At 56.8% G+C, this 13,486-nt stretch carries 16 protein-coding genes; 12 read left to right on the forward strand and 4 right to left on the reverse strand.

Annotated features, from left to right (window positions below; translation table 11 throughout):
- The first annotated feature begins 26 nt into the window (after nucleotides 1-26).
- Together hflK and hflC are read left to right on the forward strand one after the other, a co-directional pair.
- A complete protein-coding gene (hflK, locus tag EHO01S_RS08095; RefSeq protein ID WP_024523483.1) occupies nucleotides 27-1,283 on the forward strand; it encodes an FtsH protease activity modulator HflK in 1,257 nt (418 codons plus the stop codon).
- Complete coding sequence (hflC, locus tag EHO01S_RS08100) at nucleotides 1,283-2,284, forward strand: protease modulator HflC (RefSeq protein ID WP_024523484.1); 1,002 nt, start codon at nucleotides 1,283-1,285, stop codon at nucleotides 2,282-2,284. The genes hflK and hflC overlap by 1 nt, the downstream gene beginning before the upstream one ends.
- Before the next feature lie 361 nt (nucleotides 2,285-2,645).
- Here hflC and EHO01S_RS08105 read toward each other — a convergent pair whose 3' ends face one another.
- Nucleotides 2,646-3,758, reverse strand: a complete 1,113-nt coding sequence (locus tag EHO01S_RS08105; protein ID WP_024523485.1) for an acyltransferase family protein — start codon at nucleotides 3,756-3,758, stop codon at nucleotides 2,646-2,648.
- 190 nt (nucleotides 3,759-3,948) lie between these two features.
- On the opposite strand from EHO01S_RS08105, the gene EHO01S_RS08110 reads away from it, so the two are divergent.
- The 5 genes from EHO01S_RS08110 to rlmB all read left to right on the forward strand — a co-directional run bounded on the left by EHO01S_RS08110 (nucleotide 3,949) and on the right by rlmB (nucleotide 9,653).
- On the forward strand, nucleotides 3,949-4,149 hold the full coding sequence (locus tag EHO01S_RS08110; protein WP_005281191.1) for a DUF2065 domain-containing protein: 201 nt from the start codon (nucleotides 3,949-3,951) through the stop codon (nucleotides 4,147-4,149).
- A 99-nt stretch (nucleotides 4,150-4,248) separates the two neighbouring features.
- The gene (locus tag EHO01S_RS08115; RefSeq protein WP_024523486.1) at nucleotides 4,249-5,547 is read left to right on the forward strand and encodes an adenylosuccinate synthase; all 1,299 of its coding nucleotides are present in this window, start codon (nucleotides 4,249-4,251) and stop codon (nucleotides 5,545-5,547) included.
- A gap of 348 nt (nucleotides 5,548-5,895) precedes the next feature.
- A complete protein-coding gene (gene nsrR / locus EHO01S_RS08120) occupies nucleotides 5,896-6,318 on the forward strand; it encodes a nitric oxide-sensing transcriptional repressor NsrR (RefSeq protein WP_024523487.1) in 423 nt (140 codons plus the stop codon).
- 37 nt (nucleotides 6,319-6,355) lie between these two features.
- Nucleotides 6,356-8,806, forward strand: coding sequence for a ribonuclease R (gene rnr / locus EHO01S_RS08125; protein WP_024523488.1), 2,451 nt, complete (start codon nucleotides 6,356-6,358; stop codon nucleotides 8,804-8,806).
- Between the two features lie 103 nt (nucleotides 8,807-8,909).
- Nucleotides 8,910-9,653, forward strand: a complete 744-nt coding sequence (rlmB, locus tag EHO01S_RS08130; RefSeq protein ID WP_024523489.1) for a 23S rRNA (guanosine(2251)-2'-O)-methyltransferase RlmB — start codon at nucleotides 8,910-8,912, stop codon at nucleotides 9,651-9,653.
- A gap of 62 nt (nucleotides 9,654-9,715) precedes the next feature.
- Here rlmB and EHO01S_RS08135 read toward each other — a convergent pair whose 3' ends face one another.
- Together EHO01S_RS08135 and bsmA are read right to left on the reverse strand one after the other, a co-directional pair.
- Complete coding sequence (locus EHO01S_RS08135) at nucleotides 9,716-9,991, reverse strand: YdgH/BhsA/McbA family protein (protein ID WP_024523490.1); 276 nt, start codon at nucleotides 9,989-9,991, stop codon at nucleotides 9,716-9,718.
- A gap of 173 nt (nucleotides 9,992-10,164) precedes the next feature.
- On the reverse strand, nucleotides 10,165-10,476 hold the full coding sequence (gene bsmA / locus EHO01S_RS08140; RefSeq protein ID WP_024523491.1) for a biofilm peroxide resistance protein BsmA: 312 nt from the start codon (nucleotides 10,474-10,476) through the stop codon (nucleotides 10,165-10,167).
- A gap of 168 nt (nucleotides 10,477-10,644) precedes the next feature.
- On the opposite strand from bsmA, the gene yjfP reads away from it, so the two are divergent.
- Complete coding sequence (gene yjfP, locus EHO01S_RS08145) at nucleotides 10,645-11,394, forward strand: esterase (protein ID WP_024523492.1); 750 nt, start codon at nucleotides 10,645-10,647, stop codon at nucleotides 11,392-11,394.
- Between the two features lie 45 nt (nucleotides 11,395-11,439).
- Here the strand turns inward: yjfP and EHO01S_RS08150 are convergent, their stop codons facing one another.
- Nucleotides 11,440-11,715 (reverse strand): YdgH/BhsA/McbA-like domain containing protein, encoded by a 276-nt coding sequence (locus tag EHO01S_RS08150; RefSeq protein WP_024523493.1) that lies wholly within the window; start codon nucleotides 11,713-11,715, stop codon nucleotides 11,440-11,442.
- Between the two features lie 299 nt (nucleotides 11,716-12,014).
- Here EHO01S_RS08150 and rpsF point away from each other — a divergent pair, with 299 nt between their 5' ends.
- Genes rpsF through rplI form a run of 4 tightly spaced genes read left to right on the forward strand, consistent with a single transcriptional unit; the run spans nucleotide 12,015 to nucleotide 13,460 of the window.
- Nucleotides 12,015-12,410 carry a 30S ribosomal protein S6 gene (gene rpsF / locus EHO01S_RS08155; protein ID WP_005281225.1) on the forward strand — a complete coding sequence of 132 codons (396 nt, stop codon included), beginning with the start codon at nucleotides 12,015-12,017 and terminating at the stop codon, nucleotides 12,408-12,410.
- An 8-nt stretch (nucleotides 12,411-12,418) separates the two neighbouring features.
- Nucleotides 12,419-12,736 carry a primosomal replication protein N gene (gene priB, locus EHO01S_RS18245; protein ID WP_071991005.1) on the forward strand — a complete coding sequence of 106 codons (318 nt, stop codon included), beginning with the start codon at nucleotides 12,419-12,421 and terminating at the stop codon, nucleotides 12,734-12,736.
- 4 nt (nucleotides 12,737-12,740) lie between these two features.
- Entirely contained in the window at nucleotides 12,741-12,968 is a 228-nt protein-coding gene (gene rpsR / locus EHO01S_RS08165) for a 30S ribosomal protein S18 (protein ID WP_000135199.1), read from the forward strand.
- Between the two features lie 42 nt (nucleotides 12,969-13,010).
- The gene (rplI, locus tag EHO01S_RS08170) at nucleotides 13,011-13,460 is read left to right on the forward strand and encodes a 50S ribosomal protein L9 (protein WP_024523495.1); all 450 of its coding nucleotides are present in this window, start codon (nucleotides 13,011-13,013) and stop codon (nucleotides 13,458-13,460) included.
- Nucleotides 13,461-13,486 lie beyond the last annotated feature (26 nt).

Here is a 13,486-nt window from a genome sequence, read left to right on the forward strand (position 1 = left end):
CCAATCAATGAAGAATGGAGCGAAGCATGGCGTGGAATCAGCCCGGTAATAACGGACAGAACCGCGACCCGTGGGGGAGCAGCAATAATAATGGCGGCAACTCCGGCGGAAACAATAATAAAGGGGGGCGCGATCAGGGGCCTCCAGATCTGGATGATCTGTTTCGTAAGATGAGTAAAAAGCTGGGCGGTCTCGGTGGAGGCAAAAGCAACGGCTCAGCAGGCGGCCCGCGTTCATCGATCGGCGGTAAGAAAGTGGTGGGCTTGGCTGTGGCCGCGGTGGTGGTGATCTGGGCCGCCAGCGGTTTCTACACCATCAAGGAAGCAGAGCGTGGCGTTGTGACTCGCTTTGGTAAGTTCAGCCACCTGGTACAGCCGGGTCTGAACTGGAAGCCGACCTTTATCGATGATGTTATCCCGGTGAATGTCGAGTCGGTGCGTGAACTGGCCGCCTCAGGGGTGATGCTCACCTCCGACGAAAACGTGGTACGCGTCGAGATGAACGTGCAATACCGGGTGACCAACCCGGAAGAGTACCTGTTTAATGTGACCAATGCCGATGACAGTCTGCGCCAGGCGACGGACAGCGCTTTGCGTGCGGTGATCGGCAAATACACCATGGATACCATCCTGACGGAAGGGCGTACCGTGATCCGTAACGATACCCAAAAGGTACTGGAGGAGATCATTCGTCCGTACCATATGGGGATCACGATTCTGGACGTTAACTTCCAGGCCGCGCGTCCGCCGGAAGAGGTGAAGGCGGCCTTCGACGACGCGATTGCCGCGCGTGAGAACGAGCAGCAGTATATCCGCGAGGCCGAAGCCTACGCCAACGAGGTGCAACCACGCGCCAACGGCCAGGCACAACGTATCCTGGAAGACGCTAAGGCGTATAAGGATCGTACCGTGCTAGAGGCACAAGGTGAGGTCGGGCGTTTCTCCCGTCTGTTACCGGAATATAAAGCCTCGCCAGAGATCACCCGTGAGCGTTTGTATCTGGAAACCATGGAGCGCGTATTGGGCCATACCCGCAAGGTGTTGGTCGACGACAAGAGCAACAACCTGATGGTGTTGCCGTTGGATCAGATCATGCGAGGCGGCGATAAGGGCGCGGCAGCGGCGAGCGACAGTAAGGATACCAGCCTGATCCGTCTCAACCCGCCGCAGGCTAGCAGTAAACCGGCCAGCACTAGCAGTAGTAGCACGGATAGCAGCGTGATGGACCAGCGTCGCGTCAACGCTCAGCGTAACGATACCACTCGCCTGGGGAGAGATTATTAATGCGTAAGTCTTTGTTAGTGATTCTCATCGTCGTGCTGGTCGCGTTGTATGCTTCGCTGTTCGTGGTGCAGGAAGGGCAGCGTGGTATCGTGCTGCGCTTTGGTAAGGTGTTGCGTGATGACGAAAACAAGCCGCTGGTGTATGCGCCGGGCCTGCATCTGAAGATACCGTTTATTGAGTCAGTGAAGATGCTGGATGCGCGTATCCAGACCATGGATAACCAGGCGGATCGCTTTGTGACGAAGGAGAAGAAAGATCTGATCGTCGACTCCTACATCAAGTGGCGTATCAGCGATTTCAGTCGTTACTACTTGGCGACCGGCGGCGGTGATATCTCCCAGGCCGAGGTGTTGCTGAAGCGTAAGTTTAGCGACCGTCTGCGTTCTGAGATCGGTCGTCTTGACATCAAGGATATCGTGACCGATTCGCGTGGCAAGCTAATGGAAGATGTGCGTAACGCCTTGAACACCGGTACGGTGGATGATGCGGCGGCGCCGACGGAGGCAGATGATGCCATCGCCAGCGCGGCGGCGCGGGTAGCGCGCGAGACCAACGGCAAACAGCCGGCGGTAAATCCGAACAGCATGGCGGCGCTGGGGATCCAGGTTGTCGATGTGCGAATCAAGCAGATCAACTTGCCGACCGAAGTTTCCGATGCCATCTATCAGCGTATGCGCGCCGAGCGTGAGGCGGTAGCTCGTCGTCACCGTTCTCAGGGGCAAGAAGAGGCCGAGAAGTTGCGCGCTACCGCTGACTACGAGGTAACGCGTACCCTAGCGGAAGCAGAGCGTTCAGGACGTATTATTCGTGGTGAAGGGGATGCTGAAGCAGCGAAATTGTTCGCTGATGCCTTTAGCAAAGATCCGGACTTCTTCGCCTTTATCCGTAGCTTGAGGGCCTATGAAAATAGCTTTAAGGCTGGCCAGGATGTGATGGTGCTGCGCCCGGATAGTGATTTCTTCAAATATATGAAATCACCGGATGGTAAAGGCAGCAAATAAGCCGAGTCCTCGCAATGAGACAACCCAGGGATGCCAATCGGCATCCCTTTTTTATTATCGGGCGAAACTCAGCGCTAGTGCCGTACGCTTCGGCGCGGTGCTGCGGTGCAGGCGAGCCGCTGCGTGTATGGTTATCGTGGCGCAGAGCGGTGTCGCTGGGAGCGCATGGGGCTCGGGTCGTGCGACTGGGGGAAGCGCTATGCCCTGGCCAACAGTTGGGGTTATTGCCTTGCCCACGTCATGGGCAGTACAAGGACGGTGATCGCGGGAGGCGTTATGATGCGTCGTGGGACGCAGGGAGATGGCGAGCAAGAAAAAGGGATACCCGTAGGTATCCCTGATAACCGGGCCGAGTCCAGCGTCAGGCGGCAGGCATTTGCCCAGCATTGCGGCGTAACGTCTTGCTCATCAGCAGTCGTTCGGTCTTCACCGCCAAGGGTTTAAACAGTAGCGATAGACGTTCGATGGTCACCAATACGATCAGGTATAGGGCGATAGCCTGGCTGGCATTGAGCAACGACATGTCCAGATTGACACTCAGGAAGATCACTACCACATGCTGCAACAGCATGATGATATAGGCCCGCGAAGCCAGGCTGAGCAGTACTTGGCTGACCTGCGGCCGGCTGAGCCACGGATGCAGCAATTGATAGAGCGCCTGGACGATGAAAAAGAAGGCGACGGCGAACAACAGACTTACCGGAGCCAGAGGGAACAGCACCTCACGTACCGTCTGGTGGCTGATGTGCGCCCAGGTGACCCCGGCAGTGATCAGCAATCCGGCCAGCAACGCCAGCGGACGAGCGTAGCGGGTAAACTGGATCTGGAGATGGATAAACAGCATCCCAAAGGTAAAGTCGCTGATACGCACTTGAGCCGACCAATAAGGGTTCGTAACACGCGTGTCATAGGCTAGCAGTGTGATGGCGACGGTAGCCAACATAGTCCACATCGGATAGCGTACCATAGCGCGGTAAATCAGTGGCGAGATGGCATACAGTAGAATGATGCATCCGATAAACCACTCTCCAGTGAAGTAGACCGTCTTGATCTCGTACACCCCGTGCAGGTAATGATCGAAGCCGAGTACCGACGGCAGCATATCCAGTAGCGAGCGGGTTCCGTTCGGGCCGACTTCGGCCAGTGGGTTATTGGGATAGATGAAGAATGCGCTCAGTGCCAACAGCAGCAGCGCCATGCCAAAGTAGGCGATGTTGTAAGGGATCAACACCGAATAGACGCGCCGTAGGTAATACTCCCCGGCCGCATATTTGCGTAGCGACAGGTAGGCCAGCGCGCCAGAGATCATAAAGAAAAATGAGACCCCCAGTCGGCCGATACCCGCCGTCAGGTATTCACGCGGGAAGGTCAGTACGTTACTGGTGTCGAACATATAGCTGTAGTGCGAGGTGATCACGAAGAGCACCGATACGACGCGCAAAATGTCAAAGAAGTGGTTGCGCCCTGGTTTCATTTCGCCTCCTGAAAAAAGTTGGCGGATTATAGCGGATGTTATGCCTTATTGGCTAAGGCGTGTTCTGAAAATTATGCCGCCCGCGGGCGTTGCGGGCTAAGCGAGTTGGGTTTGGCGTTCTGCTATTCCAATTATAGAATCGCGCACCTTATTCAGACACTCGGCCTGAGAGGTCGTTCACGGGGGAAAGATGAATTCGACGATTTGGATGGCGCTGGCGCTGGTATTGGTGGTTGAAGGGTTAGGGCCGATGCTATTTCCGCAGGCATGGCGGCGAATGATCGCCACCATGACTCAGTTGCCTGATGGATTATTGCGCCGCTATGGCGGCGGTCTTGTGGTTGCAGGGCTGGTGATCTACTACATGTTGCGTAGTCGCCTCGGCGGATGATATGTCAGACAAAATTTGCGCAATCGTGTGCGAAAAAGAGCTGAAAGCTGAAATATGAGATGGTAGAATCCATTTTTAACAACGTGGTGAATAGCTAAAATGGGTAAGAACGTCGTCGTACTAGGCACCCAATGGGGTGACGAAGGTAAAGGTAAGGTCGTAGACCTCCTAACTGAACGGGCCAAGTATGTTGTACGCTATCAGGGCGGGCACAACGCGGGCCATACGCTAGTCATTAACGGTGAAAAAACCGTTCTGCATCTGATTCCCTCAGGCATTCTGCGCGAAAACGTCGTCAGTATCATCGCCAATGGTGTGGTCTTGGCGCCGGACGCGCTGCTGCGTGAAATGACCGAGCTGGAAGCTCGCGGTGTGCCGGTGCGTGAGCGCCTGCTGCTGTCTGAAGCCTGTCCGCTGATCCTGCCGTACCATGTCGCGTTGGACAATGCGCGTGAGAAAGCGCGTGGCGCCAAGGCCATCGGCACCACCGGTCGTGGTATCGGCCCGGCCTATGAAGACAAGGTTGCCCGCCGCGGCCTGCGTGTCGGTGATCTGTTCGACAAAGAAAACTTCGCCATCAAGCTGAAAGAGATCATGGAGTACCATAACTTCCAGCTGGTGAACTATTACCATGTCGATGCGGTAGACTACCAGAAGGTGTTGGATGAGGTGCTGGCGATTGCTGATCTGCTGACCAGTATGGTGGTCGATGTGGCGGATCTGCTGAATAAAGCGCATCGTAATGGTGACTATGTGATGTTCGAGGGTGCCCAAGGTACTCTGCTGGATATCGACCATGGTACCTATCCGTATGTTACCTCCTCTAACACGACCGCCGGTGGCGTGGCGACCGGTTCTGGCATCGGTCCGCGCTGCGTGGATTACGTACTGGGGATCGTCAAGGCATACTCTACTCGTGTGGGCGCAGGGCCGTTCCCGACCGAGCTGTTCGATGAGGTGGGAGACTTCCTGTGCGAGAAGGGCAACGAATTCGGTGCAACGACCGGTCGTCGTCGCCGTACCGGTTGGTTGGATGCGGTTGCCGTACGCCGCGCTGTCGAGCTGAACTCGCTGTCGGGTTTTTGCCTGACCAAGCTGGACGTGCTGGATGGCCTGGATGAGGTGAAGATCTGCGTCGGCTATCGTCTGCCGGATGGCCGAGAGGTCGATGTGACGCCGTTGGCCGCTGAAGGTTGGGAAGGTATCGAGCCGATCTATGAAGTGCTGCCGGGTTGGAAAGAGAGTACTTTCGGCGTGAAGAGCCGCGATGGTTTGCCGCCGGCGGCGCTGAACTACATCAAGCGTATCGAAGACGTCACCGGGGTACCGGTCGACATCATCTCTACCGGTCCGGATCGCGCAGAAACCATTGTGCTGCGTCATCCGTTCGACGCCTAAGCGCCTCGCGCTGTCGTCAACAAACCGGCCCGCTGGGCCGGTTTATGATTTCCTACCCCATGCATCGGCATGATTGTCGCCGATATCACTAAATAAATTAGTCGCTTTCATCCGGCTGGTTTATTATCCAGTATAGGTAGTTTCCCTAACGATTCAGGCGCCGTGAGAACGTGTGTCGTTATGGAGTCTAGCCTAGCTCCCCTGCTGCGCGCGCGTTGCCGTGTCCGTGAGCGATTAGGGCGCTCTCCTCGCCGTGACGAGGCGTGGCGAGCCGGCAGCGAAGCCGTACGTCAGGCCGACCCTTCTCCCCGACTCACCGCCAGTGCGGTGCGATAAATAGAGGTATTCGTGCAGTTAACCAGTTTTACCGATTTTGGCTTGCGCGCTTTGGTGTATATGGCTGCCTTGCCAGAAGGCCAGATGACCAGCATCAGCCAGGTGACGGAAGTCTATGGCGTGTCGCGCAATCATATGGTCAAGATAATCAACCAGCTCAGTCGGGCCGGCTTTGTCGCCGCCGTTCGTGGTAAGCATGGCGGCATCCGCTTGGGGCGCCCGGCGAACGAGATCCGCATCGGCGATGTGGTGCGTGAGTTGGAGCCGTTGACACTGGTTAACTGTTCGCAGTCATTCTGCCATATCACTCCGGCATGCCGGCTTAAGCCTGTGCTGCAACGTGCGACAGAGGCCTTCTTGGCAGAGTTAGATAAATGCACCCTGGCCGACCTGATAGAACACAACTCACCGCTTTATAAACTGCTGCTGGTCTAGCCCTGCGGCAGCACGCTGATGACAACGGAGGAACCCAATGTCACAAGATCCCTATCTGGAACGCGAGGCCGAAAAATACGCCTCTCCGATCCCCAGTCGTGAATTTATTCTGATGCATCTGGCCAAGCGCGAGAAGCCGGTCAGTCGAGAGGAGCTGGCGCAGGAGTTAGCGCTGACCAGCGACGATGATCTGGAGGCGCTGCGCCGTCGTCTGCGCGCTATGGAGCGCGACGGACAGCTGATTTTTACCCGTCGCCAGTGTTATGCCTTACCGGAGCGCCTCGATCTGATCAAGGGTACGGTGATCGGCCACCGTGATGGCTTTGGTTTTCTGCGCGCTGAAGGGCAGAAAGAGGATCTCTACCTGTCGCCGGAACAGATGAAAATGTGTATGCACGGCGACGTCATCCTGGCTCAAGTGACCGGTAGCGATCGCCGCGGCCGCAAGGAGGTGCGTGTCGTTCGTGTGCTGGAGCCGCGTGCCGGTTTGATCGTCGGACGTTACTTTACCGATGCCGGTACCGGGTTTGTGGTGCCAGATGATGGCCGTCTAAGCTTCGACATCTTGATTCCGGCGGAGTCGATCGCCGGTGCCCGTATGGGCTACGTGGTGGTAGTCGAGTTAACACAGCGCCCGACGCGTCGTACCAAAGCGGTCGGCAAAATTGTCGAGGTGCTGGGTGACAACATGGGAACCGGCATGGCGGTGGATATCGCGTTGCGTAGCCATGAGATCCCCCATACTTGGCCGGAGCAGGTTGAGCGCCAGGTGGCGGACCTCAGCGAACAGGTGCCAGAAAATGCCAAGGCTGGGCGCGTGGATTTGCGCGATCTACCGTTGGTGACTATCGACGGCGAGGACGCCCGCGACTTTGACGACGCAGTGTATTGCGAGAAGAAACGGGGCGGTGGTTGGCGGCTGTGGGTCGCTATTGCCGACGTCAGTTACTATGTACGTCCCAACACCGCGTTGGATCATGAAGCGCGCAGCCGTGGCAACTCGGTCTACTTCCCTTCCCAGGTGGTGCCGATGTTGCCTGAGGTACTCTCCAACGGACTATGCTCGCTCAACCCGCAAGTCGATCGCCTATGCATGGTGTGCGAGATGACCGTCGCGGCCAGCGGGCGCCTCTCCTCTTACAAGTTTTACGAGGCGGTGATGAGCTCTCATGCGCGTCTGACCTATACCAAGGTGGCGCACATCTTGGCCGGCGATGCGGAGTTGCGTGAGCACTACCATGCGCTGGTCAAGCCGCTAGAAGAGTTACATGCCCTGTACAAGGCGCTGGATCACGCCCGCGAGCAACGCGGTGGCATCTCTTTCGAGACGGAGGAGGCCAAGTTTATCTTTAACGCCGAGCGACGCATCGAGCGTATCGAACCGACGGTACGCAACGACGCCCATAAGTTGATTGAAGAGTGTATGATTCTGGCCAACATCTCGGCGGCGCGCTTTATGGAGAAATATCATGAGCCAGCGCTGTTCCGTATTCACGATAAGCCCAGCGAGGATCATGTCATGGCGCTACGCAGCGTCCTGGCTGAGCTGGGGCTATCACTCGGTGGTGGAACACAACCGGAGCCGAAGGATTACGCGTTGCTGATGGATCAGGTGGCCGATCGCCCCGACCATGAGATGTTGCAGACCATGTTGCTGCGCTCGATGAAACAGGCGGTCTACGATCCGGAAAACCGCGGTCACTTCGGGTTGGCACTACCGGCCTATGCGCACTTTACCTCGCCGATCCGCCGTTATCCTGATCTGTCGTTGCATCGCGGCATCAAATACCTGCTGGCACGTGAGCAGGGGCGCACGGAGCGTTGGACACCGAGTGGCGGCTGGCACTACCACATGGAAGACATGTTACAGCTGGGCGAGCATTGTTCGATGACTGAGCGGCGCGCCGATGAGGCGACCCGTGACGTCGCCGACTGGTTGAAGTGTGACTTCATGCAGGATCATGTTGGTCAGATCTACGGCGGCATCATTACCAGTGTGACCGGCTTCGGCTTCTTTGTGCGGCTGGATGATCTGTTCATCGATGGTTTGGTGCATGTCTCGACGTTGGATAACGACTACTATCGTTTCGATCAGGTGGGGCAGCGTCTGATTGGCGAATCTTCCGGGCAGGTCTATCGCCTGGGTGATAAGGTCGAGGTGAAGGTGGATGCGGTACACTTGGATGAGCGTAAGATCGACTTCGCGTTGATTTCGACGGCGCGCGGCGTGCGTGGGGCGGGTAAGACGGCGCGCGTCAAAGCGCAACAGGCGAGTAACGGTAAAGCGAAGAAGCCGTCGCGCCCGACTCGGCGCGGTGGTAAGATGCCGGCCAATTTTGAGCCGGATAGCGCTTTCCGTCGTGGCGATGACGCCGCGTCTGCCAAGAAAGCAAAGGGCAAAAGCAAGAGTAAGAAGCCATCGGCGCAGACGCGTAAGATCGCTGCCGCCACCAAGGCGAAGCGGGCGCGCAACAAGACTGCCGGTTAAGCCGCTGCGTCATACGGGCGGCTTAGCTGCCGCCCATCGAGCCATCTAACCATCTAACGCCGGTTCGCCAAGGAGCCGGCGATGAGTAATAAATCTGACGATTATGAGTGAAATCATTTACGGCATTCACGCCGTTAAAGCCCTGTTGGAGCGTTCCCCGCAGCGTTTCTTAGAAGTGTTTGTCATGAAGGGACGCGAGGATCGTCGCCTGCTGCCGCTGTTGCAACAGTTGGAGGAGGGCGGTATCCGAGTACAGGTTGCCCAACGCCAATGGTTGGATGAGAAGGTGGACGGTGCGGTACACCAGGGCATCGTGGCGCGCGTCAAGCCGGGCCGGCAATATCAGGAGAACGATCTGCCCGAACTGTTGGCCGCATTGGATCATCCGCCGTTCCTATTGATCCTGGACGGCGTGACCGACCCGCATAACCTGGGCGCTTGCCTACGCAGTGCCGATGCAGCGGGTATCGATGCGGTGATCGTGCCGCGCGACCGTTCCGCTCAGCTTAATGCCACAGCCAAGAAGGTGGCTTGCGGGGCGGCAGAAAGCGTGCCATTGATCCGGGTGACCAATCTGGCTCGTACTATGCGCTTATTGCAGCAAGAAAATATTTGGATCGTCGGCACCGCTGGTGAGGCGGATCATGATCTGTACCAGAGCAAGATGACTGGCGGGATGGCGCTAGTCATGGGTGCAGAGGGGGATGGCATGCGTCGCCTGACGCGTGAGCATTGCGACGAGTTGATCCGTATTCCGATGGCGGGCAGCGTGTCTTCGCTTAACGTCTCTGTTGCCACCGGTATCTGCCTGTTTGAGGCGGTGCGCCAGCGTAGCGCGGCGCGTTGATAGACGCTGGGGACCGCGATTCGCTGGCCCCCGTGTTTGAGCGGCGCTTTCGTCAACGCTCCTTAGCGGTAGAGCGCCGCCGTCGCTCGCCATCCTCTTTGCCCTTCCTCTTCGCGCATACTCAGAATCCGGTAATAGCTGGCGCCACGCCGATCGGCTTGGTGCGCGATGGTGCGCTCAACATCCTGCGGATCGCCGAGGATACCCTGTAGTGAGAGTAAGTCCATCTGACTGAAGTCGGTAACTTGATCGGCCTGCGCATACTCGGCCGATTGCGCAGAGGTACCGATCAGACCGATAGAGAGCAGTAATGATGTGAGTAGTGGAGAACGACTCATGGCACCTCCCGGTGATAGCCCGCTAAGCGGGGGACACTTTGGCTGCGCGCTACCTCCTCATACCACACCCCTAGGGTGCGAACGCGGCCAAAAAATCTACACGACCGTTTTATAATGAAACAGTGGGTGTAGATTTTTATTGGCGTTATGTAAACTTTCTTAAAAACAGTCGATTAGCGATAAAGTGTCGCCACGCAGTACCACTGCCCCGGTACGGCCGTCTCCTGTAACATCACGATATAGTAGTAGCGCGCACCGGCGGCATCCGCCCGCTGTTGGATCACTTCCTGCACGTTCATGGGGCTGCCGTAGACACTGGCGGTAATGTTCCACATCTTGGTCAACCCTTCGGTCTGGTCGCGGCGTAACTCCTGAGCGTGGCCGGCAATCGGCGGCGGCGGTGGGAACGGCTTACCCTCCATCACGCTGCAGGCTCCGAGCAGCAAGGTCAACAGCAAGGTTAGCGTCAGTTTATAGATCTTCATGAGGTTCATCCGTCGGCTGAGAAAAGGGGGTAAGCTGGATTTATTTTAGCGCCGCCGGTCAGGGATTGCCCGGAGAAATCGCTATCCGCGAGCAGACGGCGAGACTTGTCTGCTTGGCGTCTTCGGGCGATGATGCAGGCTCAGTCCCTCTCTCTTTGGAGTTAATGTATGGTGGAGATGTTTGAACAGACGGTAGCCGGGATCCCGCTGCTGCATGCTGTCCCTGCGGGGCGACGTCAGGCCCCGTTACCGACGATATTTTTCTATCATGGCTTTACTTCATCGAAGGAGATGTATTGTTATTTTGGTTACGCCTTGGCCGCAGCCGGTTTTCGTGTGCTGTTGCCCGAGGCGGCGGGGCATGGCCAGCGTTATGACGGCGATGAGCGCCGTCGTTTGGCGCATTTTTGGGATATCTTGAAAAGCAATATCGATGAGCTACCGACGTTGTACGACCATGTGCAGAGCGCGGGACTGATCCTGGATGGACGTGTTGGCGTGGCGGGAGCCTCGTTGGGCGGTATGACGGCATTGGGGGCTAAGGCGCGTTACCCTTGGCTGCGTGCTACGGCCAGCTTCATGGGGTCTGGCTTTTACCTGTCGTTGTCACAGCGCCTTTTTCCACGAGAGCATCAGCCGACGGAGGATGAGCGAGCGTGGGTGCGCCAGCGGGTCGAGGCGCTGGCCGACTACGATGTCAGCGAGCGCTTGGCACAGTTGGCGGATCAGCCGTTATTGATTTGGCATGGCCTGGCTGACGATCTGGTCCCGGCCGATGAGAGCTTGCGCCTGGTGCAGGCGTTAACCGCGCGTAATTTGATGGCGCAGGTTCGCTTCGTCACCGAGCCGGGCATTGCTCATAAGATCACCGCTGCGGCGTTGGCGCAGGGTGTGGCGTTTTTCCGCGAGCAGTTATGATGCGATGCCGCGCCATACGGCGCGGCGGATCGAGTGGCGGGGGCGTCAGTGATACAGTACGGCGCTGACGTGGATCTGCCCATTGGCGAGCGGTTGGTGGATGGCGATAATCTGATAGTAGGCGGCCCCCTCGGCGGCGGCCTGCGCACGGATATCGGCCATGGCATCCTGCACATTGATGACATCATGATTAACGCTGATGACGGCGAACTCTCGCGCCAGCAACGTATTTCCCTGGCTGCCGCTGATCTCGCTGGCGGCGTTGGCTGTCAGGCTAAGCCCTAGCAGACACAAGGTGACAAAAAGGTAGGAGGTTTTCATCGGAGGCTCCTTACGGATCGCATCTACCGCGTTTATTGAGCATCGTCCTGATGAGTTGTGATGGCCATCACTCTCTGGTTAGCCAAGTTAAGTGTAGCAGGCTTATCGTTCTTTGCCGGCTATTCCCTACGCCCCCGTCCACAGTGTGCCGTAATTAATTTGCGCTATGGCTTGAGTTTCCTTGCCGGCGTCAGTATTATGACGCGTCATTTTTCAGCCGCCCACAAATACGTTCCTTGCCTCCATGGGCTGCGGCTGACCCCGACAGGAGGCTGAATAATCCGTAAGGAGCAATTTCGATGCGTCATTACGAAATCGTTTTTATGGTTCATCCTGACCAGAGCGAACAAGTTCCGGGCATGATCGAGCGTTATACTGGTGCCATCACTGGCGCAGAAGGCAAGATCCACCGTCTGGAAGATTGGGGCCGCCGTCAGCTGGCTTACCCGATCAACAAACTGCACAAAGCCCACTACGTTCTGATGAACGTTGAAGCTCCGCAGGAAGTGATCGATGAGCTGGAAACCAACTTCCGCTACAACGACGCCGTTATCCGCAGCATGGTTATGCGTACTAAGCACGCTGTAACCGAAGCTTCTCCGATGGTTAAAGCGAAAGACGAGCGCCGTGAGCGTCGCGAAGATTTCGCTAACGAAACCAGCGAAGAAACCGAAGCTGGGGATTCTGAAGAGTAATTGTCGCTATGACCGCTAATCGTCTGGTGCTGACTGGCACAGTGTGCAAAGTCCCCATACGAAAGGTCAGTCCTTCCGGCATTCCTCACTGTCAGTTCGTGCTTGAGCATCGATCGCAACAGCAGGAAGCCGGACTCAGCCGACAAGCATGGTGCAGAATGCCCGTGATTGTCAGCGGAGAGGGATTAGTGGCAATGACCCACAGATTAACGGTCGGCAGCGCACTGCGAGTGCATGGCTTCGTCAGTTGCCATATGGGGCGTAATGGCCTGAACAAGTTAGTGCTGCATGCCGAGCAGATTGAATTGATTGATTCTGGAGACTAGCCAAATGGCACGTTATTTCCGTCGTCGCAAGTTCTGCCGTTTCACCGCGGAAGGCGTTCAAGAGATCGACTATAAAGACATCGCTACGCTGAAAAACTACATCACCGAAAGCGGTAAGATCGTACCGAGCCGTATCACCGGTACCCGTGCAAAATACCAGCGTCAGCTGGCTCGTGCTATCAAGCGCGCACGCTACCTGTCCCTGCTGCCGTACACTGATCGCCATCAGTAATCGGCTGCGTTGTCAATTAACGACTTTTGAGAGGATAAGGTAATGCAAGTTATTCTGCTTGATAAAGTAGCAAACCTGGGTAGCCTGGGTGATCAGGTTAACGTTAAAGCAGGTTACGCTCGTAACTTCCTGGTACCGACCGGCAAAGCTGTTCCGGCTACCAAGAAAAACATCGAGTTCTTCGAAGCCCGTCGCGCCGAACTGGAAGCCAAACTGGCTGACACTCTGGCTGCTGCCGAAGCACGCGCTGCGAAGATCAATGAACTGGCCACCGTTACCATCGCGTCCAAAGCGGGCGATGAAGGTAAACTGTTCGGTTCTATCGGTACCCGTGACATCGCCGATGCAGTGACCGCTGCCGGTGTTGCTGTTGCGAAAAGCGAAGTTCGCCTGCCGAATGGCGTGCTGCGTACTCTGGGTGACCATGAAGTTCACTTCCAGGTTCACAGCGACGTCTTCGCTCAGCTGAACGTGGTTGTTGTTGCTGAGTAATCGACTCAGGCAATGACCTAAAACGC

The organism is Edwardsiella hoshinae NBRC 105699 = ATCC 33379, from assembly GCF_000474215.1.
Classification (GTDB): domain Bacteria; phylum Pseudomonadota; class Gammaproteobacteria; order Enterobacterales; family Enterobacteriaceae; genus Edwardsiella; species Edwardsiella hoshinae.

Coding starts and splice junctions, on each gene's coding strand:
- hflK (WP_024523483.1), top strand. CDS start 27: ATGGCGTGGAATCAGCCCGGTAATAACGGACAGAACCGCGACCCGTGG.
- hflC (WP_024523484.1), top strand. CDS start 1,283: ATGCGTAAGTCTTTGTTAGTGATTCTCATCGTCGTGCTGGTCGCGTTG.
- EHO01S_RS08105 (WP_024523485.1), bottom strand. CDS start 3,758: ATGAAACCAGGGCGCAACCACTTCTTTGACATTTTGCGCGTCGTATCG.
- EHO01S_RS08110 (WP_005281191.1), top strand. CDS start 3,949: ATGAATTCGACGATTTGGATGGCGCTGGCGCTGGTATTGGTGGTTGAA.
- EHO01S_RS08115 (WP_024523486.1), top strand. CDS start 4,249: ATGGGTAAGAACGTCGTCGTACTAGGCACCCAATGGGGTGACGAAGGT.
- rnr (WP_024523488.1), top strand. CDS start 6,356: ATGTCACAAGATCCCTATCTGGAACGCGAGGCCGAAAAATACGCCTCT.
- rlmB (WP_024523489.1), top strand. CDS start 8,910: ATGAGTGAAATCATTTACGGCATTCACGCCGTTAAAGCCCTGTTGGAG.
- EHO01S_RS08135 (WP_024523490.1), bottom strand. CDS start 9,991: ATGAGTCGTTCTCCACTACTCACATCATTACTGCTCTCTATCGGTCTG.
- bsmA (WP_024523491.1), bottom strand. CDS start 10,476: ATGAAGATCTATAAACTGACGCTAACCTTGCTGTTGACCTTGCTGCTC.
- yjfP (WP_024523492.1), top strand. CDS start 10,645: ATGGTGGAGATGTTTGAACAGACGGTAGCCGGGATCCCGCTGCTGCAT.
- EHO01S_RS08150 (WP_024523493.1), bottom strand. CDS start 11,715: ATGAAAACCTCCTACCTTTTTGTCACCTTGTGTCTGCTAGGGCTTAGC.
- rpsF (WP_005281225.1), top strand. CDS start 12,015: ATGCGTCATTACGAAATCGTTTTTATGGTTCATCCTGACCAGAGCGAA.
- priB (WP_071991005.1), top strand. CDS start 12,419: ATGACCGCTAATCGTCTGGTGCTGACTGGCACAGTGTGCAAAGTCCCC.
- rpsR (WP_000135199.1), top strand. CDS start 12,741: ATGGCACGTTATTTCCGTCGTCGCAAGTTCTGCCGTTTCACCGCGGAA.
- rplI (WP_024523495.1), top strand. CDS start 13,011: ATGCAAGTTATTCTGCTTGATAAAGTAGCAAACCTGGGTAGCCTGGGT.